Annotated in this window: 18 protein-coding genes; 6 read left to right on the top strand and 12 right to left on the bottom strand. The window is 53.8% G+C overall.

Features of this window, described 5'->3' with window-relative positions:
• Nucleotides 1-17 precede the first annotated feature (17 nt).
• Nucleotides 18-1,772, bottom strand: a complete 1,755-nt coding sequence (gene sdhA / locus PAT3040_RS05380; RefSeq protein WP_087572384.1) for a succinate dehydrogenase flavoprotein subunit — start codon at nucleotides 1,770-1,772, stop codon at nucleotides 18-20.
• 25 nt (nucleotides 1,773-1,797) lie between these two features.
• Nucleotides 1,798-2,469, bottom strand: coding sequence for a succinate dehydrogenase cytochrome b558 subunit (locus PAT3040_RS05385; protein WP_087572383.1), 672 nt, complete (start codon nucleotides 2,467-2,469; stop codon nucleotides 1,798-1,800).
• A gap of 219 nt (nucleotides 2,470-2,688) precedes the next feature.
• Here PAT3040_RS05385 and PAT3040_RS05390 point away from each other — a divergent pair, with 219 nt between their 5' ends.
• Together PAT3040_RS05390 and PAT3040_RS05395 are read left to right on the top strand one after the other, a co-directional pair.
• Nucleotides 2,689-3,591, top strand: coding sequence for a LysR family transcriptional regulator (locus PAT3040_RS05390; RefSeq protein ID WP_108991834.1), 903 nt, complete (start codon nucleotides 2,689-2,691; stop codon nucleotides 3,589-3,591).
• Between the two features lie 151 nt (nucleotides 3,592-3,742).
• Complete coding sequence (locus PAT3040_RS05395; protein WP_108991835.1) at nucleotides 3,743-5,365, top strand: CPBP family intramembrane glutamic endopeptidase; 1,623 nt, start codon at nucleotides 3,743-3,745, stop codon at nucleotides 5,363-5,365.
• A 45-nt stretch (nucleotides 5,366-5,410) separates the two neighbouring features.
• Here the strand turns inward: PAT3040_RS05395 and uvrC are convergent, their stop codons facing one another.
• A complete protein-coding gene (gene uvrC, locus PAT3040_RS05400) occupies nucleotides 5,411-7,261 on the bottom strand; it encodes an excinuclease ABC subunit UvrC (protein ID WP_108991836.1) in 1,851 nt (616 codons plus the stop codon).
• A 193-nt stretch (nucleotides 7,262-7,454) separates the two neighbouring features.
• On the opposite strand from uvrC, the gene PAT3040_RS05405 reads away from it, so the two are divergent.
• Nucleotides 7,455-7,601 (top strand): YqzM family protein, encoded by a 147-nt coding sequence (locus tag PAT3040_RS05405; protein WP_087572379.1) that lies wholly within the window; start codon nucleotides 7,455-7,457, stop codon nucleotides 7,599-7,601.
• 102 nt (nucleotides 7,602-7,703) lie between these two features.
• Nucleotides 7,704-8,555 carry an aminoglycoside 6-adenylyltransferase gene (ant(6), locus tag PAT3040_RS05410; protein WP_108991837.1) on the top strand — a complete coding sequence of 284 codons (852 nt, stop codon included), beginning with the start codon at nucleotides 7,704-7,706 and terminating at the stop codon, nucleotides 8,553-8,555.
• 47 nt (nucleotides 8,556-8,602) lie between these two features.
• Here the strand turns inward: ant(6) and PAT3040_RS05415 are convergent, their stop codons facing one another.
• The 7 genes from PAT3040_RS05415 to PAT3040_RS05445 form a co-directional block, all read right to left on the bottom strand.
• The gene (locus tag PAT3040_RS05415; RefSeq protein ID WP_087572377.1) at nucleotides 8,603-8,863 is read right to left on the bottom strand and encodes a YezD family protein; all 261 of its coding nucleotides are present in this window, start codon (nucleotides 8,861-8,863) and stop codon (nucleotides 8,603-8,605) included.
• A 55-nt stretch (nucleotides 8,864-8,918) separates the two neighbouring features.
• Nucleotides 8,919-9,797, bottom strand: a complete 879-nt coding sequence (cysW, locus tag PAT3040_RS05420) for a sulfate ABC transporter permease subunit CysW (RefSeq protein ID WP_087572376.1) — start codon at nucleotides 9,795-9,797, stop codon at nucleotides 8,919-8,921.
• Nucleotides 9,798-9,865: 68 nt separating this feature from the next.
• A complete protein-coding gene (gene cysT, locus PAT3040_RS05425) occupies nucleotides 9,866-10,699 on the bottom strand; it encodes a sulfate ABC transporter permease subunit CysT (protein WP_087572375.1) in 834 nt (277 codons plus the stop codon).
• A 41-nt stretch (nucleotides 10,700-10,740) separates the two neighbouring features.
• Entirely contained in the window at nucleotides 10,741-11,850 is a 1,110-nt protein-coding gene (locus tag PAT3040_RS05430) for a sulfate ABC transporter substrate-binding protein (protein WP_108991838.1), read from the bottom strand.
• 740 nt (nucleotides 11,851-12,590) lie between these two features.
• A complete protein-coding gene (gene dnaI, locus PAT3040_RS05435) occupies nucleotides 12,591-13,547 on the bottom strand; it encodes a primosomal protein DnaI (RefSeq protein ID WP_087572367.1) in 957 nt (318 codons plus the stop codon).
• 49 nt (nucleotides 13,548-13,596) lie between these two features.
• Complete coding sequence (locus PAT3040_RS05440; RefSeq protein ID WP_108991839.1) at nucleotides 13,597-15,123, bottom strand: replication initiation and membrane attachment family protein; 1,527 nt, start codon at nucleotides 15,121-15,123, stop codon at nucleotides 13,597-13,599.
• A gap of 106 nt (nucleotides 15,124-15,229) precedes the next feature.
• Nucleotides 15,230-15,529 carry a YuiB family protein gene (locus tag PAT3040_RS05445; RefSeq protein WP_087572365.1) on the bottom strand — a complete coding sequence of 100 codons (300 nt, stop codon included), beginning with the start codon at nucleotides 15,527-15,529 and terminating at the stop codon, nucleotides 15,230-15,232.
• A 168-nt stretch (nucleotides 15,530-15,697) separates the two neighbouring features.
• On the opposite strand from PAT3040_RS05445, the gene hemQ reads away from it, so the two are divergent.
• Nucleotides 15,698-16,444 carry a hydrogen peroxide-dependent heme synthase gene (hemQ, locus tag PAT3040_RS05450; RefSeq protein WP_108991840.1) on the top strand — a complete coding sequence of 249 codons (747 nt, stop codon included), beginning with the start codon at nucleotides 15,698-15,700 and terminating at the stop codon, nucleotides 16,442-16,444.
• Between the two features lie 64 nt (nucleotides 16,445-16,508).
• On the opposite strand, the gene PAT3040_RS05455 is transcribed toward hemQ, so the two are convergent.
• Nucleotides 16,509-17,621 (bottom strand): GntR family transcriptional regulator, encoded by a 1,113-nt coding sequence (locus tag PAT3040_RS05455; protein ID WP_108991841.1) that lies wholly within the window; start codon nucleotides 17,619-17,621, stop codon nucleotides 16,509-16,511.
• Nucleotides 17,622-17,777: 156 nt separating this feature from the next.
• Between PAT3040_RS05455 and PAT3040_RS05460 the strand changes: the two genes are divergently transcribed.
• Nucleotides 17,778-20,507, top strand: a complete 2,730-nt coding sequence (locus PAT3040_RS05460) for an alpha-mannosidase (RefSeq protein ID WP_108991842.1) — start codon at nucleotides 17,778-17,780, stop codon at nucleotides 20,505-20,507.
• Between the two features lie 628 nt (nucleotides 20,508-21,135).
• Here PAT3040_RS05460 and PAT3040_RS05465 read toward each other — a convergent pair.
• Nucleotides 21,136-21,891: S-layer homology domain-containing protein (locus tag PAT3040_RS05465; protein WP_108991843.1), on the bottom strand; the 756-nt coding region annotated here is incomplete at its 5' end.

Below are 21,891 nucleotides of genomic sequence, written 5' to 3' on the forward strand. Positions count from 1 at the left end.
ATTCTCCTTTCTTCTTATCAGTCTTTTTTCTTATCGGTCGAATAGTCGCGTTTGCGCGGTGCAATCAGGCTGACGTCAATGTCCTCGTAGGAGATCTTCGGTCCGTCCGGCGTCCAGTCGGCGATCGTCGACTTCATGAACTGATCGTCGTCGCGTTCCGGGAAGTCCGGCTTGTAATGTGCTCCGCGGCTTTCGTTCCGCATAAGCGCTCCAAGCGTCATCGCTTCGGACAGCTCGATCATATTCCACAGCTGACGCGTAAACGCCACGCCTGCGTTGTTCCATTGCGCCGTATCGTTAATGTTGATGTTCTGGTAGCGCTGCTTGAGTTCCTTGATTTTGCCGATCGTCGCTTCCAGCTTGTCGTTGAAGCGCACAACCGTCATATTGTTCGTCATCCATTCGCCCAGCTCTTTGTGGATGACATATGCGTTCTCCGTGCCGCTCATGCCGAGAATGCGATTGTACTTGTCGGCATGAAGTTTCGTGTCGCGATCGAATACGGAAGAGGAAATATCTTCAGCCGATTTCTTGAGGCCTTTGATGTATTCCACCGCTTTCGGTCCGGCCACCATGCCGCCAAAGATCGCGGACAACAAGGAGTTCGCGCCGAGACGGTTCGCGCCGTGGTATTGATAGTCGCACTCGCCGGCTGCGAACAGACCGGGAATGTTGGTCATTTGGTTGTAGTCGACCCACATGCCGCCCATGGAGTAGTGAACCGCAGGGAAGATCTTCATCGGAATTTTGCGCGGGTCGTCGCCCATAAACTTCTCGTAAATTTCGATGATGCCGCCCAGCTTTACGTCCAGCTCCTTCGGATCCTTGTGAGACAGATCAAGATAGACCATGTTCTCGCCGTTAATGCCGAGCTTCTGATCTACGCAAACCGAGAAAATTTCGCGAGTCGCGATATCACGCGGCACCAGGTTGCCGTAAGCCGGATATTTGTCTTCAAGGAAATACCAAGGTTTGCCGTCTTTATACGTCCAGATCCGTCCGCCTTCGCCGCGCGCGGATTCCGACATGAGACGAAGCTTGTCGTCGCCGGGAATAGCCGTAGGGTGAATTTGGATGAATTCGCCGTTCGCATACTTGACACCTTGTTGATAGACGGCACTTGCGGCCGTACCCGTGTTGATAACGGAGTTCGTCGTCTTGCCAAAGATGATGCCCGGGCCGCCGGATGCGAGAATAACCGCGTCTGCGCGTACCGTTACAATATCCATCGAACGGAGGTCCTGAGCGGATACGCCGCGGCATACGCCATCGTCGTCAAGAACGGCGCCGAGGAACTCGAAGTGTTCGAACTTGTTGACCAGACCCGCGGATTCCCAGCGGCGCACTTGCTCGTCGAGCGCGTAGAGCAGCTGTTGTCCCGTTGTAGCCCCGGCAAATGCCGTACGGTGATATTGCGTGCCGCCGAAGCGACGGAAATCGAGAAGGCCTTCGGATGTTCGGCTAAACATAACGCCCATCCGGTCCATCAAGTGGATAATGCCGGGCGCTGCCTCGCACATCGCCTTAACGGGAGGCTGGTTCGCCAGAAAGTCGCCGCCGTATACGGTATCGTCGAAGTGCTCCCATGGAGAGTCGCCTTCGCCCTTGGTGTTAACGGCGCCGTTAATGCCGCCTTGCGCGCACACGGAGTGGGAACGCTTGACCGGCACAAGGGAGAACAGGTCTACGTGAATGCCCGCTTCCGCTGCTTTGATCGTTGCCATCAAGCCGGCCAGGCCGCCGCCGACAACGATGATTTTATTTTTTGCCATTACGCTTCGCTCCTTGTCTTCGATACTAACCGATATTCGTCCATGTCAGAGCCGCATTAGCAGCTTCTTTGAACTCGTCGCCCATGAACGCTACCAGCGAAAGAATGAACAGGGCAGATACGACTACGAACACGCCCATGCAAATGTAGGAAGAAATGCGCTGCGCCTTCGGTCCGATCGTAATGCCCCAGCTGATCAGAAATGCCCACAGGCCGTTGCTGAAGTGGAATACGGCAGCAAGAACGCCGATCAAATACAGCACGAAATAAGTTGGATCCGTTGCAATCTTATTCATGGTGGAGCCAAGTTCCTCGTGCGTGATATTGCCGAGATACACTTGCATGCGGGTCTGATAGACGTGCCAGAAAACGAATACAAACGTAATCACGCCCGTTACGCGCTGAGCCGTGAACGCCCAGTTGCGGCCATACTTGAACCGTCCCGTGTTGGAGTTCGACTGGTAGGCTACGTACAGACCGTAGATACCGTGGAACAACAACGGAAGATAGATCACGAATATCTCAAGCAACGGCAGCAAAGGCAAGCTGTTGATCAGTGTAACGCCTTTGTCAAAGCCCTCCGGTCCACGCTCGAACGCTTGATAATTCGTGAGTCCGTGCACAACAATGAACCCGCCCAGCGGAATGATGCCGAGTAGCGAGTGCAGCTTGCGCGAGAAATACGAATTTCCTTTCATGTTTCCTTCTCCTTTCAAAACTTTAAGAGGTTGTTGAACTCTTACTTAAACAAACCATTCTACATTGTAACGCCCGCTCGTACCCCCGTCAACAAAAGTCGACACACATTTGCCACACTTCCATCCTACTCCTTTTCAACTTATAATGGAATTGCATATTTATTATAAACTCTTATAACCTAACGACATAAGAGGTATTCCTCAAAGGGGGCCTTACGCGTGTACGAAGAAATAGACGTGTTCCGTGTCATCGTGGAGCATTCCAGCATGAACAAAGCATCGGCGCAGCTCAATTTGTCGCAGCCCGCGCTCTCCCGCAAGATAGCCAAGATGGAGGATGAGATCGGAGCCAAGCTGTTCCGCCGCATCGGCAAGCGGCTCGAATTGACTCGAATCGGACAGCTGACGTACGAATACGCGCTGGAGCTGCAGCAGCTTCACCGCACTTATCTGCACAACGTGTCCGAATATACGGCGACGGGCCGAACCTCGCTAACGATCGGCGCAAGCTTGACCACCTTGCAGACGACGCTGCCGGACCTGATCCAGCGGCTGACATCCACGCATCCCGAATTCGACATTAAAGCCATTACCGGCAAGACTCACGAGATTGTGTCCTACGTCCGCGAACATAAGGTCGATATCGGAATCGTCGCCTCGCGAATCGACGATCCATCCATTCGCTGCGTCTCGCTATTCGACGATCATCTGCTGCTCGTGCTCCCCCGCAATCATGTCATCACGGACAAAGACGAGCTTGGCATGGATGATCTAAACGGATTGCCCATGATTCTGTTCTCGAAAGGCACCTGGTATCGTATATTAACGGATGAGCTGTTCGAATCCCACCGGATATCTCCGGATGTACGCATGGAAATCGATTCGTTCGAAGCGATCCTTCGGCTCCTCCATACTTGCCGCGCTGCTACACTGCTTCCGAAGTCGTACATGAGGCAGCAGCTGCTGGAGGATAACGATCTGATCGTCATACCGATCAGGGAGCTGGAGGAGGCGAAGCGGACAACCTCGCTCATCCATGTCGATCCCGGCGTACTAAGTCCGTCGGTCAAGCTGTGCATTAACGAAATCTCGGCCGTTTACGCCCAGCATCCTTCCATTTAGTTATTTCCATATGAGTGAAGGTTCATAAGGCTTCTGCCGCCAATCTTATGATGAGATCGACAAGAAGGTGCGTCGTTGGAACTAATACCCAAAGATATGATATGGTAATGAAAGAAAAAGAACGGAATCATAATCCTACCAGAGGTGAAACATGACTGAAATGATTACTCGCAAAGAGTGGAAGCGTTACGGAATCGCCGCTATTATATGCGGAATCCTGTTTACGCTGCTGGAAATCGTCCCTATGATCGTCTCGGTCCAGGATCATCCCTACGGAGGCAAGGTTGTCGATAAGGAAATCGTGCTCGAGAGGGCAGTCTCGTTCGCCGAAGAGTCCACCGGTTATGATGTGCGCGACGAAAAGGCTGTCCATCAATCCGATAAGCTGTTCAGCGGTTATCTGTCCAAAGAAAAGCTGTCTCAGAAATTCGAAAAAGAATACGGCGTCAACTTCCCGACCGACACGTTCCAGGTTAACTTGCGTTTCGCGGACCGTAAGGGTACCGGATTTGTGTATCTCAATATGTATACCGGCAGTGTAGTCGCCTGGAACTTTAATCTCAGGGAAGGCGATACCGTTGCCGAACAGGAGCAACGCGAGTTGCTGCAACAGTATTTGCAAAACAAACCATTGCCGGGGAGCTCCCCATCCGACTTAACCTTAAACAATAAAGGCGAATGGAGCTTAACGGCGAACGGCGATCCTTCCATCGTAGGCGAAGCCGATCTACACGTGTCGTTTAAGGTGCAGTCCGTCGACGGAGAGCCGATCATCACGAAATATAAACCAACCTTCGAAGTTCCGGCAAGCTATAAGTCTTATGTGAGCGGCCAAGATAAACTTGCCGGCTGGCTGACGGGGATCGGCTACGCGCTGATGAGCGTCATTCTCGGCATATTGGCAATCGTATACGCCATTCTTTACCGCAAATTCACCTCGTTCAAATATGGCTGGGTGCTAACCGTCATCTTCACCATTGCATACGTGATTATGAATGTAGGCGTCATTGACGGATTAATCGCGTCACAAGGCGAAGCGCCGTTCGATGACAGCATCCTGCTGGTCACAATGGTCATTACCGTGCTCGTCTCCATCCCGATGGCGGCTTCCGTTTATCTCTCCATCGTCGCCGGCGACGGACTATGGAAGGCGCAAGGACGGCAGCTCTGGCCGCGACTCGGTCAGCCGGGTTATGGCGACTACGTATGGAAGAGCATGGGACTGTCTTACTTGTTCGCGATTATTCTGCTTGGCATACAGCCGCTCCTTTTCCGTTTGCTGGAGGTTCTCATCGGGACATGGGGCACAAGCGACGTCACGATGTCTCCCTACAACTTCAGCGTGCTCTGGCTTATGCCCGTGCTGGCCTGGGCTGCGGCAATATCCGAAGAAGCCGTGTTCCGATTCTTTGGCATCGGCCTGTTCCGAAAGTGGTTCCGAAACACGTTCGCGGCAGCGATACTTCCGACTTTGTTCTGGTCGCTGGGGCATGTCATGTATCCGTTCTACCCTTCCACGACCCGCTTGTTCGAGCTTATGGTCGTCGGACTTCTGTTCAGCTTTATTTTCGTCCGTTACGGCTTTATTACGGCAATGTTCACGCATGCCATCTTCAACAGCATAGCCGTCGGCAGCTCGCTCATCATGGTGGGCGGAGCTGCAAATATTTCGTCGGCTGTCTTTTTCACCCTGCTGCCGGTATTGATCGCTTACGTGCTCCGGTATTGGGATAGGCGCAAGGCGAAAAGTCTACCTCGTCCTTTGGCGGAGTAGCGCATTTCATTCCGAGAAATTCAAAAAAAAGGACGAATCCGCCGATTATGTCGACGGTTCGTCCCTTAGAGCCGCAATAATGTCGCCGGCGAGCTTGTCGCCGATCGAGAGAGGCCTGAAGTCTTCGACTGAGGCCTCTTTTATTTTTTTGAGCGAACCGAAATGCTTTAGAAGCTGCTTCCTGCGTTTCTCTCCGATGCCCGGGATGGCGTCCAAACGCGACTCGACCATGGACTTCGCGCGCTGCTCGCGGTGGAACGTAATCGCGAATCGATGCACCTCGTCCTGAATCCGCTGCAGCAGGTAAAATTCCTGGCTGTCCCGGGGGAGAGGCACAATCTCTGCGGGATCCCCAGTCATCAGCTGCGCCGTCTTATGTTTGGCATCCTTTACAAGACCGCATACGGGGATGTACAGACCCAGTTCGTTTTCCAACACGTCTAGCGCCGCCGATATCTGCCCCTTGCCTCCGTCCACTACGATGAGATCCGGCCGCGTTAATCCTTCCTTCAGCACTCGTTCGTACCTGCGGCGAATTACCTCCCGCATCGTCTCGTAATCGTCCGAGCCGACGACGGTCTTTACCTTGTATTTGCGGTACTCCTTGCGGTCCGGCTTGCCGTCCGTAAACACAACCATCGCGGAGACGGGATTCGTCCCTTGAATGTTGGAGTTATCGAACGCTTCGATCCGGCGAATCTCATCAAGGCCAAGCCAGCCGCCAAGCGATTGGGACGCCTTGACGCTTCGCTCCTCGTCTCGTTCAATAAGCCGGAATTTCTCGTCGAGACTATTGCGCGCGTTGTCCTGAGCCATGCCCACGACTTCGCTTTTTTTGCCCCGCTGCGGCATAAGCACCTTCACCTTCAGCCAGCTTCCCAGGGAGGAGATAACCAGTTCCTCTCCCTCCTTGTCGGTCTCAGGCGGCAGCGGCAGCAGGATTTGCTTCGGCAATGCGGGATTGTCGCTGTAATATTGCGTAACGAACGTCATAAAATCGTCGTATTCTTCCCCATAATAAGGGAAGGTCGTACCATGCCGCTCGATCAGCTTGCCGTTGCGCATATACAAAATCTGAACAGCCATCCAGCCCTTGTCCACGGCATATCCAAAGATGTCGCGGTCCATGGAATCGGACATCGTAATTTTCTGTTTTTCCATAACCGCTTCTATTGCGATGAGCTGATCCCGGTATTCTTTGGCGCGCTCGAATTCCAGCGCCTCCGCAGCCTCCGCCATCTTGCGCTGCAGCTCTTCTTTGACGGCATCATGCCCGCCACCCAAAAAGCGTGTAATCTCGCCGATCATCGTTTCGTACGTCGCCTTCTCGATTTTATATTCGCAAGGGGCGATGCATTGCCCTAGATGGTAGTACAGACATACTTTGTCTGGAAGCGTCTTGCATTTGCGAAGCGGATACAGCCGATCCAGCAGCTTCTTGGTCTGCTGGGCCGCGAACGCATTGGGATATGGGCCGAAATATTTGCCTTTATCCTTAACGATGCGCCTCGTCACTTCCAGCTTCGGGTGCGCTTCGTTCGTAATTTTGATATAAGGAAACGTCTTGTCGTCCTTGAGCAGGACGTTATAACGCGGATGATGCTGCTTGATCAGGTTGCACTCCAGAATGAGCGCCTCCATGTTGCTGCCCGTAATAATAAATTCGAAATCATAAATCTCGGATACGAGCCGCTGCGTCTTGCCGTTATGGCTTCCGATAAAGTAGGAGCGGACCCTGTTCTTAAGCACCTTGGCCTTGCCTACGTAGATGATGACGCCGTCTCTGTTCTTCATCAGGTAACAGCCGGGTTTGTCGGGCAGCAGCGCCAGCTTGTTGCGAATGGCCTCCAATACTGCCTCGGGCCTTACCGAATTTTGTTCTCCTGGTATATCCATGCTTGTTTCCTCCTCCCGCCAACCGAACACCTGTACACATTTTAGCATATTTCCGGGCAAATTTGCGTTATAATTGTCGCGGATGTCCTTTACAATCATTCGAAGTTTTGGGTATACTATTATCAGTATGTAGTCATAAGCGGAGTCTTACGACGATAAGTGGGACGTGCAGCTTTGAAGGGGGACGTTACGGATGGAAAATGTCAGAGATCCGCGCGAGCATGTAAATGAAGAACCGCGTGACGATTTGATGGATGTAGTGTTTGGATTCGGCGGTATGCTTGGTTTCATGGTCGTTGTTTTCGCCGTTGCCGTTATTGTGAAATTCGTCATTTCCTAATTCCGGATGACGTCATGGGGAGCCGTAACCGCCTTAATCAGGCGGCTACGGCTCTTGTTGTTACTTTTTCTACTTGAAGTTAAGGAGGCTTAAAGCTGCCCTATGAGAACCACAGATGAAATGATGCAGATCTTCGTCGACTTTGCCAGCAACGACGCCCGCATTCGGCTGGCCGTCCTGGAAGGCTCCAGGACGAACGTCAACATCGCGCCGGACGTTTACCAGGATTACGACATCTCTTATTTCGTAACGGACATGGATGCTTACAAATCCAGCGATGACTGGCTGGATGCTTTCGGCAAACGCTCCATGATGCAAAAGCCGGAAGCCATGGAGCTGTTTCCCTCCGAGCTTGGCACATGGTTTTCCTACATCGTACTGATGGAGGATGGCAACAAAGTAGACCTGACGCTAATACCCGTAAACGAAGCAGAACGTTACTTTGAGGAGAGCGACGGGTTAGTGGATATCCTGCTTGACAAGGATGGGATTAGTCCGCCGGGGCTAGCTGCAACCGACCGGCAATTTTGGCTTCGCAAGCCGACGGCGAGGGAGTTTGACGACTGCTGCAATGAATTTTGGATGGTATCGACCTATGTGGCGAAGGGACTTGCAAGAGGAGAATTGCTGTTCGCGATCGACCATCTGAACGAGGTCGCACGTCCCAACCTGCTAAGGATGATGTCATGGGAAATCGGCGCGGAGCACGGTTACGGATTCAGCGTGGGGAAAAACTACAAGTTCATCAACCGTTATCTCCCGAACGAACATTGGCTTATTCTGTTATCGACTTATCGGCTGGATGATGCGGAGAGCGTGCGACGTTCCTTGCATAGCTGCTTCGACCTGTTCCGGTCATATTCCGCGACGCTGTCCAGGCGATTCGGCTACCCTTACCCGAATTACGACGAAGTCGTAAGTACATATATTGAGCGAATCTTGCAAGGCCGCTAACGAATAAACACGCCTCCGGGGAGGCGTGTTTCCTTGCTTGCGCTATGTTATTGAACGGCTCTTAACGTTTCGCCGGGCTTGCCGGATTTGCCGCGCGTTCTGTTTCCCGCAGCCAGCTGATCCTGGCCCCCGGCTTCCGCGGCGGTTCCCCTTGATGCCGGAGCGTCGTACCTTTTCCTCTCCGTACGGTCGATCTGAACGATTTTTCCGTCATGGACCGTAATAACCACCTGACCGTACTCGAGACCGTTCACCTGCTCCAAGATTCTTTCTTGCCACACCTCATCGACTTCAAGCGGCTTTGCCATTACAATCCCCTCCATCATTGATTTCCTGCCACAATTTGAGCGTTAACATTCAACTTTAATGGTTGCCGGCATGCGATGCCCCCGACTTCCACTCGACAATCCCTTTCACGATCAGCGTAATCACGGCAAGCATCACGAGCAGCGATGCGACCGCGAACGACGCGGAGAATTGATATTCGTTGTACAGAATCTCCACGTGCAGCGGCAGCGTGTTCGTCTGTCCCCGGATATGTCCCGATACGACGGAGACGGCTCCGAACTCTCCCATTGCCCTGGCATTACATAGGATAATGCCGTAGATCAAGCCCCACTTGATATTCGGCAGCGTCACCCGCCAAAAGATGGAGCCTCCCTTCGCGCCCAGGCTTGCCGCCGCCTCTTCCTGCTGTACTCCTTGGGCCTGCATAAGCGGTATTAGCTCTCTAGCGACGAAAGGCACAGTCACGAAAATGGTGGCAAGCACGATGCCCGGTACAGCGAATACGATTTGTATACCGCGATCATCGAGCCAGGGACCGAAATAACCCTGCGCTCCAAACATGAGCACGTAGATTAGGCCGGCAATAACGGGGGACACCGCGAACGGCAGATCGATCAGAGTAATCAAGAAGTTTTTCCCCTTGAACTGGAACTTGCTGATCGCCCAAGCCGCGGCAACGCCGAACACCGTATTCAGAGGTACCGCTATGGCGGCTACGATAAGCGTCAGCTTAAGCGCCGAAAGCGTATCGGGCTCCGTCAGTCCTTTGAAATACAAGTCCGCGCCTTTTCTAAAACCTTCCACGAAGACGGATACGAGCGGCAGCAGGACGACGAGTCCCAAAAATAGCAGCGCGATCGCGATCAGAATCCACTGCACATATTTGGGTTCTGTTATGTGTTTCGGCCTTTGGGCCGTTTCTTTGTTTCCATAGACGGTAATGGCGCCAGCCATCCGAATCAGCTCCTTTGCATCCTATTTCATAATGATGATCGGGCTATAACTGCAATCAAGCATGCAGCTTAATCCGGTATGGCGCGTCTGCTCATCCGCCATTGAAGCAGGTTGATGATAAGCAGCAGGATAAAGGATACGGTCAGCATAACCGCCGCGATGGCGGTAGCGCCCGCGTAGTCGTATTGCTCCAGCTTGGTCATGATAAGAAGCGGAGCAATCTCCGTCCTCATCGGCATGTTGCCGGAGATGAAGACGACCGAGCCGTATTCGCCGATTCCCCTCGCGAAGGCGAGAGCGAATCCGGTCAGGAGCGCCGGCATAAGCTCAGGCAGCACGACTTTGAAGAACGTGCGCCGTCTATAAGCGCCAAGCATAACCGCTGCTTCCTCCGTTTCCTTCTCCAGGTCCTGGAGCACCGGCTGAACCGTCCGGACGACGAACGGCAAGCCGATGAACACAAGCGCGATAATGATGCCTAGCTGAGTGTACGCGACTTTGATGCCCAGCGGCTCAAGGAGCGAACCTACCCAACCCGTTTTCGCGTAAATCGTTGTGAGCGCGATGCCCGCTACCGCCGTCGGCAGAGCGAAAGGAATATCGACAAGACTGTCGATGAACCTTTTGCCCGGGAACGGATACCTCACGAGCACCCATGCGACCAGAAGGCCGAACACCGCGTTGATCAATCCCGCCCACAGCGCCGTCGTGAAGCTGATTCGATACGACGCCAGAACCCTTGGATTCGTAATCGTGCTCCACAGTTCGGCCCAGGAGAGCTCGAACGTCTTGAAGAACACCGCCGCGAGCGGGATAAGAACGATAAGACTAATGTAGAAGAGCGTGAAGCCCAGCGACAGTCCGAACCCCGGAAGCGCCCTGCGGGCCTTGGAACCTTTCATGAGAAATCAGCTCCGATCCTATGAGAGAGAACGTTCATGCCTTAAGAACCTGGCGTATAAATTTGGTCGAAGATGCCGTCGTCCGAGAAGTGTTTCGTCTGCGCTTCCTGCCAGCCTCCGAAATCGGCGATCGTCAGCAGCTCAAGGCTTGGAAATTGCTCGCTAAACTCCTTCGCAATCTCCGGATTTGTCGGACGGTAGTAGTTTTTGCCCGCCAGCTTCTGCCCCTCATCCGAATACAGGTATTGCAGATAAGCCTCCGCCACTTCTCTTGTGCCGTGGTTGTCTACGACTTTGTCGACGATCGCTACAGGAGGTTCCGCAAGAATGCTGAGCGAAGGGTATACGATGTCGAATTTGTCCGGCCCCAACTCGTTGATCGACAGATACGCTTCATTCTCCCATGCCAGCAGCACGTCGCCGATTCCGCGTTCTACGAAAGTTGTTGTCGAACCGCGAGCGCCGGTATCCAGAACAGGCACGTTTTTGAACAGATCCGATACGAATTGTTTTGCTGCCGCTTCATCGTTATTGTTCTGTTTCAGTGCATAACCCCAGGCTGCGAGGTAGTTCCAGCGCGCGCCGCCGGATGTCTTGGGGTTTGGCGTAATCACTTCGACGCCCTCCTTAATCAGGTCGCCCCACTCTTTGATGCCTTTCGGATTGCCTTTGCGAACGAGGAATACGATCGTCGACGTGTACGGCGAGCTGTTGAGATCGAATTGCTTCTGCCATTCTTCGTCCAATAATTTTCCTTCTTCTACGATCGCATCAATGTCGTAGCCCAGCGCCAGCGTCACAACGTCCGCTTTCAAACCGTCGATGACCGCTCTTGCTTGTTTGCCGGAACCGCCATGCGATTGATCGATTTCGACCTTTTGATTTTTTTCGGCCAGCCAATGCGCCGCGAATGCTTTGTTGTATTCCACATAGAATTCACGAGTCGGATCATAGGATACGTTCAATAATTTAACCGGAGGAAGAGGTTCTTTGCTTGCTTCCGGTGCCGCGGCCGAACCGTCCGAAGGCGCGTTCGTAGGCGATGGGCTCGCTCCGCCGTTACCGTTGTTTTGTGCGCCGCAAGCGGCAAGTAAAGTGGAAATGACCAAGATAAGGACGATAGATCTGACGCGCGAAAATTTGTTTTTCATAGACGAACACCCCTATTCATTTAGTTTGCGTAGGGAAGTGTAAACTCCGGTTCGTCCGGTCATTTATCCATTATTCCTACCCGTTTAGTTGGTTATGAAAGAATATTACCAGCCGTCTCCGTACACTGTCAACCATTTATTTGCAAAGAAAACAAGGTTCATAAGATATTCTTATAAACCCGAAATCCCTTGATACATAAGGATTTGAATCGCTTACATAACAATTTTAGACTTTCTTCCAATATGAGAAAATGTGCAAACATGTCCCTTTCGACGATTATCCCTCATTAAACGAACCGGGAAAAATAAACCGTCAGGGCAGATCATCCTGGCGGTTCTTTTTTGGGCTGGAGCCATAAAGAAACAATGGCGCTGCTTGTTCTTCCTCTCCAATAAGGGGAAAAACTCCCTCTACTTGTCCCGTTCCCCGCCCTTGCATGCTCTTTAGAGGGAAATCCTCCCTCTATTTCTGGTCCGATCGCTGTTTTCGGGTCGAACCACCCTGATTATAGGGAGTTTTTCCTCTAAAATGGAGCCGATATTCCGATTTCTCCAGATTATAGGGATTTTTTCCCTCTATTTTCCGATGCGATTTACGATGGTCACTTGGGATGAGCGACCTTAAACTTTGTTAACCCATAAAACTCTCTGAAGTTCTGTTGTCGCAATCGCGCACGTATGCACGCCGTAGCGGACAGCGACTGAATTTTCGCTCCACCCAGAAATAAAAAAAACGCGAGCTACTTGCGCCCGCGTTTGTTCTCTCCCGTCACCATGACCACTTCCACATAAGGACGAACGCGATCCATCAGCCGCTGTCCCTTGTGAAGCTCGTCTCCGTCCTTGCTCGTGAAGCTGAAATGCCGCTCCAAAGCGTCCAAATCATAGTTAGACGTATAGAAGGTCGGCTTCCGTTCCATCCGGTAATTTAATATCGCGCCTAACACATGATCGCGCACCCATGGATTCAAATTCTCCGCGCCAATGTCGTCGAAGATAAGCAGATCGGTTTCCTTCATCATCTCCACCGTTTCCTTCAGCTTGCCCGGCTCATGCATTAAAGCCTTCAAGTCCTCCACGAAATCCGGCATATAGACGATAACGCCGGAATACCCCGCTTTCGCCAGCTCCTGCAGCAGGTAACACATCAGGAAAGTCTTGCCGGTGCCGAACCGTCCGGCGAGATACAGCCCCTCCTCCTGCAGGCCGCTGTCCTTTGTCCGGTCGATATAACGCAAAACCTGGCCGACCGCCTTGGCGCGCTCCAGATCCGTCGTCAGAATTTCATCGGATGAGTAGCCTCTCCGCAGCGCGGAATCATCTACGTAGAAGCTGCGAATCCGGCTGCGAATTGCATCCTCTGTTTGGCGGGCCAAATATTTTTTGCAGGATACTTTGCGGTCGTAAAGCTGGGTAAGCCCGTTCACCGTCTCCGAGCTAAGGAGCGTGTAATGGCCCTCGTAGTCGTTCGGACATTGGTCGAGTCCCGGGCAGTTCGAGCAATTCCGGTATTCCGTCACGTATTGGTAGACGCGGTTCAGGTTCAACCGGAGAACATCCTCGTTCAGATCGGGATACTTGTCCAGCAGCTTGCCGATGAGCGGCTCGCGCATCAGCTCCGCAAGCTTGCGCTCCGCTTGCTCCGTCAAGGATTGACCCGCCGGCCACGACTTCAGCAATTCGCCTAACGATTCCATCTTCCTCTCCCCCTTCGTGTCTCCCGTTCAACAAACAACAAGCTTCCAATCAACCCTTGCCGTCCAGCTTGCGAGCCAGCTTGCGCAGCTCCTCCAGCTCCGCGGCCGAAACGGACGACGTCTCCGCCTCTCCCACGATAGGAATAGACGGCTTGCGCGAGATGCCCGGCCTTCCGGAACCTCCGCGATTGCCGGCAGCCCTTCCGCCTCCGTAACCCCCGCCCGAACCAACGCTTGCTTCCTTGCGTTTCTCCTTGTCCTGCTCCAGTTGGGCCTGCAGACGCACGTACTGAACGGCCTTTTCGAAGGAATCCACACCCTTCATCAGCATGTTGGACGCGACATGATCGAGAAATGCCTTCGTAATCCGGCTGTCGTCCGTTCCACCGATAACATAATGGATTAGGACATTAATGACGGGCTCCGCCAGCCGATAATTCAGATCGATTCGCTCCATCACTTGCTCCAGCCAGCCGGGAATGGCGCCGGGGAAGAAGCGGCGGATAAAGCGGGTATGCGGCTCGTTGCGCATCAGCATATTGTACTGCTGAATATCGCAGCGGCCCGCAAGCGCGTTCGGCACGGGCAAATAATCCTGCTCCGCCACCGCCACTTCCTCCGCCTCTTCTTCTACCTGATCGGGCTCCGCGAACACCTTCGTCTTGGCCAGCACGCGCTGGCGGTCATCCTCGCGCTTCCGATCCTGGCGGTACATACTGCTCGCCTTGAGCTGCAGCTCGTCCACGTTCAGCTTGCCCGCGGCGTCGAAAACGCCGGATTCATCCAGCAGACGGCATATATTTACGACCGTCAGCGCATACTTGTAGGCAACATAGTTCACTTGGGACATGCCATCCGCATCTCCGCGAAGCCGCTCCACGTAAGCGCGATTGCCGGAAGAGCGGGGGAAGTGGAGAATAAGCTCGCCATAAGGTATGCCTGCCGTGGCAGTCGGGTCCGACCTAACCGCCTGCCGTGTAGGCGCCACCTCCGTCAGCGCTTGTTCCAGCTCCGTATCGAACGACTGCATATTCAGCTTGAACAGCTCATAGAAAGGCACAGATATATTTTCCTTTGTTAACTCCGCGCCGGCCAGCTCGTCGGGTTCGTTCGCTCCGAACGACTCCCTGAGCTCGATAACGGCATATTTGCCGATTTTGTCCCTTAGCAGCATCGCGAGATGCATATTGCGGAAAAATTCGATCGGCGACAACGGCTGCTCCAGCTCGTATTCGTAGACAACCTCCGCCAACTCGGAGCCGCCTAGCCTGGATGTCTGAAGCAAGCCGACCGCTTCCAGCCTGGATGTCTGTTCGACCACGAACTTGCGGCTCTGCTCGTTCATCTCGAGACCGAGCCCAAGAAACAGCCGCCGCTGAGGCTCCAGGCGGGAGTAGCCGGTTCGGTCCTCCGGAACGCCGTGATACAGCTGTCTATATAAGGCGATTGCGAAGGCGCCGACCATAGGCTGATAGATGAGGGACAACATTTTGTCATCTGTGCTGCTGAGCGTGAATCCGCGAAATATGTAATAGCGATGATGTTCCGTAAATTGCAATATATTCTGGATGCGCATTGCATCGACTCCATCCCTTGCGTACTACCTATCATTCTAGCATAAATGTCGATTCTTAGGACGGCTTTGAAAAATAGAAAAATCCCCCGGATGAGGGATTTTGTCGTCAAAACATTTTGTAGCCGCCTTTGCGCAGGGCCCGAATCGCCCAGCCGCTTACATAAGCGCCAATGAGCGCTCCCGTTATTGGAATATAATAGACAAGCGTGTAAGTGCCGATGTTTGCAAACGTCGGATTGTCCGCATCCGGCCACGGAGCCCAGATCGCAAGTCCGATCAGGACGACGACAAAAAGTCCGATTGGAAACCACGTCGTTTTGAGAAGCATATTCAGAATAAATCCGATGCCGAACATCATAACGAAAAACAGCACCGTCGCGATAATAATTTGGATGGCTTCGATCATTGCCCTTACGACCCCTTTCAATCATTCTATCTAATTTTAATGAATGCTAAATATGAAGTCAATTGGCGCCCGCCAAATGTCACAAGTCCGTCATTTGCTCGCATGCCGCGGGTTACGTTACAATAGGGGCAACCAAATACAAGCAATCCGAGAGGAGCAATACGCAAGATGAGCGAAGCCGCACAAACATTAGAGGGCTGGTACGCCCTTCATGACTTCCGCAGCGTCGACTGGACCGCATGGCGCCTCGCGACGGAACAAGAACGAGCCACGGCGCTGGACGAGCTACATGGATTCCTCGCGCAATGGGCGGAGGTCGAAGCTCAGAAGAACGGCAGCACGGCTGTTTATTCCATCGTCGGCCAGAAGGCGGACTTTATGATCATGCATCTTCGCGAGACGCTGGAGGAGTTGAACGAGCTCGAGACGGCTTTCAATAAAACAACGTTCGCAAGCTTCACCTATCCCGTTCACTCTTATGTGAGCATCGTGGAGCTTAGCAATTATATGGCTCAGCCGGGCAGCGATCCTCTGGAGAATCCGGAAATCGTCGCTCGCCTTAAGCCGATCCTTCCAAAGTGGAAACATATCTGCTTCTATCCGATGAACAAACGCCGCGATGGCAATGATAACTGGTATATGCTCAGCATGGACGACCGCAAGACAATGATGCGCAGCCACGGCATGATCGGCCGCAAATACGCGGGCAAAGTAAAGCAGATCATCACGGGCTCCGTCGGTTTCGACAACTGGGAGTGGGGCGTCACGCTATTCTCGGACGACGCGCTGCAATTCAAGAAACTTATCTATGAAATGCGCTTCGACGAAGTTAGCGCGCGATTCGCCGATTTCGGAGACTTCTACGTGGGCAACTTTCTGGATAACGAGAAATTCGCTCATTTGTTGAAGATCTAGGCTCCTCCTGCCCTTCAATTCTAGGGGCGAATTCATCCAATAAAAAGCGACAGTCCGACTACCGTCAGACTGTCGTTTTTGTCGTTCCGGGCGGCGCCGAGGTAGACTCCCGGACGACCAGCTTCGCGGGCAGGGATACACGCTGCCGCGGCGTCCCCGGATTATCGATCAGCCGGAGCATCATGGAGGCCGCTTCCCGGCCGATGGCTTCCGGCTGCTGTACGACGCAGCTCGGCGGGATGCGGAACCACTCCGAATTTTCGAAGTCGTCGAAGAACAGGACCGAAAGTCGCTCTGGTATGTTCCTCCCCGCTCTCTCCGCAGCCTTAATGACCCGCAGTCCGATGTCGTTGTTGCATGCGAACACGGCCGTAATACGGGGCTGCTCCTTCAGCAAGCGCTCCATCTTCTCCTCATCGAAGGGTTCGACGATCAGACTCCGGTCCACGGGGATCAGATGCTCCGACAACGCCTTCTCGTAACCCGTCAACCGATCCTCCAGACTGGTAGTGCCTTCAACGGGAGAGGAAACGAAAGCGATGGACCGATGCCCTAGCTCCAGCAAATACTTAACAGCCTCGTAGGAGCTCTGCACGTTGTCCGTGCAAACGCAATTCGTCTCAACCCCGCGCAGATAACGGTCGATAATGACGACCGGGAACGGGGATAACGCCATCCGAAGGATGTCCTCGTTATAGGCTTCCCCCACCGCGGGATAGACGATGACACCGCTGACGCCGAGCTCCGAGGCTTCGGCCAGCAGCTCCTTCTCTTTCTCTGGGGAATCATCCGTGCTGCTGAACATCAGCTTGCAGCCCGCTTCGTCCAAGGTACGCTCGACCCCTCTTAGAATGCTGCTCGTAAACAAGTTGTTTACTCTCGGCATGAGCAGCCAAACGAAGGATTTGCGATGCTGCAGTCTATCGGATGCATAAAGCCGGGGTTTGCCGTTCTCGGAGACGAAGGAGCCTTTGCCTTGAATCCGATAGACGATGCCTTCTTCGACAAGCCCGTCAAGCGCCTTTTTGATCGTGATGCGGCTGACCCCGAATTTCTCGGCAAGCTCGTTCTCGGAGGGCAGCTTCTCCTCCCCGCTCCATGTCCCGCCCTCGATTCCATCCAGTAGATATTCCCGAATCTGCGCATACATCGGCATGCTTTTGCCATTTCTGCTCATGGTCTCTCCCCTTTACATTACAAGTATACAAGTGAATGTAACATGCATCAACATTTTTATTTACAATGATGTCTTTATGAACTAATATAAAGCTTAAGTTGTCATATATTCAACATTCATTAAGTTGTATACTTGTATATTAAGGGGCGTGAAACCATGAAAAAGAACATTCATATTATTTCGCATACGCACTGGGACCGGGAATGGTACATGTCGTACGAAAAGCATCACTTGAAGCTTATCAGGCTGATGGACAGCTTGCTGGAGCTTCTGGACCGCGATCCCGAGTTCAAGAGCTTCCATCTCGACGGGCAAACGATCATCATGGACGATTACTTGCAAGTCAGGCCGGAGCTTCGCGACAAGGTCGAGCATTATATTCGGGAAGGCCGGCTCATTCAAGGCCCTTGGTACATTTTGCAGGACGAGTTCCTGACGAGCAGCGAAGCGAACGTACGGAATCTTCTGATCGGGCATAGAGATGCGGCAACATACGGTCCCGTGTCCAAAATCGGCTATTTTCCGGATTCCTTCGGCAATATGGGCCAGGCTCCCCAGCTTCTGCAACAGGCCGGCATCGACAACGCCGTCTTCGGTCGCGGGGTAAAGCCGACCGGCTTTAACAATTCCGTCGGCGAGGCCGCCTATGAGTCGCCTTTCTCCGAAATGTATTGGGAATCGCCGGACGGCTCGCGGGTGCTCGGCATCCTGTTCGCGAACTGGTATCATAACGGCATGGAAATTCCGGTGGAACCGGAAGAAGCGGCTCCGTATTGGGAAAGCCGCATTCGGAAGGTGGAGCAATATGCGTCCACGCCCCATCTGCTGTTGATGAACGGCTGCGATCATCAGCCGGTTCAGATGGATTTGGCCGCTGCGCTGCGGACAGCCAGGGATCTTAATACAGAATACGACTTTATTCATTCGAATTTTAACGATTACATCGAATCCGTCCGGGAAACGGCCCCCGACACTCTGGCTACCGTACGCGGTGAGCTTCGGAGCCAGCAGACGGACGGCTGGGGAACGCTGGTCAATACCGCTTCCGCCCGCGTGTATATCAAACAAGCCAATCAGCACTGCCAAGCTTTGCTGGAGAAAGCCGTCGAACCTTTAGCCGTGATGGCCCAATCCGTCGGCGCCCGATACCCCCATCATTTGCTCACCTACAATTGGAAGACGCTCATGCAGAACCATCCGCATGATAGCATCTGCGGCTGCAGCGTGGACGAGGTGCATGACGAGATGATGGCCCGGTTCGCCAAAAGCCGTCATATGTCCGAAGGTCTTGCGGAAGAAAGCGCGATGGCCGTCGCCGGCGCCATCGATACATCGGCGTTCGCGAACGAAGAGGATGCCGTTCCTTTCGTCGTCTTTAACACCTCCGGCTGGAAGCGATCCGGCCTTGTCAGCGTCGAGCTCGAGCTGCTGAGGGAGGCGCTGTACGAGCCGTCGCCGGCGGAGATCGCAAAGCGTCTGGAAACCGTTCGACTCCCTCTCGGCTCCGTAATAGACGCTAGCGGCAACGCGGTGGACGCGAGCATCGAAGACCTTGGCGTCCGATTCGGCTACGATTTGCCGGAAAATCGTTTCCGCCAGCCTTATATGGCGCGTTGTTTCCGCATTACATTGGTGGCAAAGGATATCCCCGCTCTTGGCTACGGCACCTTTGCATGGATCAAGAAGGAACGGCAGCCTAGCGCTTATGCGACGGTCTCCGCGGCTTCCGAACCGACGGCGAACACGATGGACAACGAACATTTGAAGATCATGATCCAGGAGGACGGCACTTTCGAGCTGCTCGACAAAGAGAACGGGAAAGTATACCGGGATCTGGGCATATTCGAGAACGTCGGGGATATCGGCAACGAATATATTTTCAGGCAGCCTCAGAACGAAATCCCTCTGACGACCAAAGGGCTCCGGGCGGATATCGTAAGACTGGAGCATTCTTCTTTGCGTACGGTATACGAAATCGTGCATCGCTGGGCGATTCCGGCCGGCGCCGACGACTTGCTGTCCCGCGAGACGGCGACGATGGTTCCGATTCAGGAACGCCAGGCGCAACGTACTGCCGCGACAGTCCCGCTTGTTATCGCAACGAAGCTGACGCTGGACAAAGGCGCCAAAGGCCTGTCCATCCAGGTCAGCTATAACAACCAGGCGCGCGACCATCGCCTGCGCATGTTGTTCCCGACCGATCTGACGTCCGAGGTGCATCACGCGGATTCCATCTACGAAACGGCCATGCGCGACAACGAACCTTCGGCGATATGGAGCAATCCGAGCAATTGCCAGCATAACCAAGCCTTCGTCGCGATCGACGAGCCGGAGGCAGGGCTCGCGGTTGCCCACAAAGGGTTAAACGAATACGAGCTGCTGCGGGACGGCCGCAACACGATTGCCATGACGCTGCTTCGTTCGGTTGGCGAGCTTGGCGACTGGGGCGTCTTCCCGACACCTGGCGCGCAATGTCTGGGCGAACAAAGCGCGGAGCTGCTGCTGATTCCTTATGCGGGTGGCAAGAACCGGCATGTAGCCGCCATCGAAGCTGCCACGCTCCATACCCCGTGGACGATGCGGCAAGTTGCCGTGCAAACCGGCCAACTGCCTGCCGGGCACTCCTGGCTGAACTGGTCGGGCGAGAAGTTGGTGCTGACCGCCTTCAAAGCCAACGAAGAGCGCGGCGATACGATCGCCAGATGGTACAATTCGACGCTTCAACCGCAGACGCTCGTTATCCAGGCTGCCGATGCCGGGGACTGGTACCGGAGCAACGTCCTGGAGGAGCGGCTGGAAGGTCTCGATGCGGCGGATGGCATCATTATGGTCCCTGTCAAACCCGCCGAGATTTTGACGTTGGGCTTCAAGGTGTCGACGAAGTAGCGACTGCACTGTACGATTTAACATACTCCAATGTTATTCGGTATGTGGTATGTGGTATGTGGTATGCGGTATGCGGCATTCGGCAGCTCGACATTCGGCAGTTCGACAGGCGTGCTGCCTCCAGCCTAACGGACTTAAACGACGCTAATCTTCGATTTTATAGGGTTTCTAAAAGCTAACGGACACACACGACCTTATTCGCCTCATCACCATGCTGATTAGCTTGCTTACGGCTAAATAACGTCGTCCATGTCCGTTAAAGTTTGTTCCAGTCAATAAACGGGCAAATAGTGTCACCCATGTCTGTTATATTATTTAGCCTTTCTTTCGATTCCGCCTAAACCTGGCTTTCATCAAGAAGGACCTCAGTCTGCACGCAAGTGCGGAGATGGAGGTCCTTTCGTCCGTAACAGGGAAGTTCCTTGTCATACGTAAAGGGACAGTCCCTTGAACAGTTTCAAGATACAGCAACGCTTTGGATCCACTGCGCAATGAATGCTGTTAGAGGATCTTCATCCTTCAACAGGCATGCGGACTATAGGCGTTAATAATCGAAAGGGCGGCGGTTTCCGTTTGCAGCAGTCCAGTAGACGCTGATGGCACCCAAATACGCATAAATCCAGGTCCCTCAGCCGCCCGAGGCCAACAATCGCAAAATCATCGTAACCGCTTCTGCTCGAGTCGTCGTGGCCACCGGGTTCAAGAGGCCGCCCCCCTGTCCTTGCAGTATGCCGCGCTCTACCGCCAGCGCCGTTGGACCCGCGGCCCAAGGCGCCAGCAGGTGTCGGTCCCCGAAAGCGGACAACACGGCGGCATTGCCCGTTGCGGAAGCATCCATCGCGCGGGCGATGATCGTAGCGAATTCCTGTCTTGCGATCGGCTTGCCGCCGCGGAACGTTCCGTCCCCGTAGCCGTTCAGCCATCCCGACCTGGCAGCCTCGCCCACATAAGGCAACCCCCAAAGCGGAATGACCCCGACATCCGTGAAGCTTATCTCCGACTCTCCCGCTTCGGATACCAGCAGCGCCTTCCCCAGCAATACCGTAGCTTCCAGCCTTGTCACCGGTTCGTCGGGCCGGAAGGTGCCGTCACCGAAACCCGTCACGAACCCAAGCTCCATCGCTTCGCGAACCGCTTCCTCCGACCAATGACCGGCGACATCGGCAGGAAGTTTCGCCACGACGCCCGACCTCAGTATCATGTTTGAATTCGGCGCCAGTTCCTCCTTTTCCAGCTTGCTGTCTACGAGCCTGACCGATTCCAGCTTCACAAATGTATCGCCGCCTCTAATACGCTGAAACCCTACCACCGCCAGCTCGAGCATTCCGTTCCTGCCCGGCGTCTCGCCGACGCGGGTATGGGCAAGCCGCAGCTCGCCGCGGGA

The organism is Paenibacillus agaridevorans, from assembly GCF_003112455.1.
Taxonomy (GTDB): Bacteria; Bacillota; Bacilli; order Paenibacillales; family Paenibacillaceae; genus Pristimantibacillus; species Pristimantibacillus agaridevorans.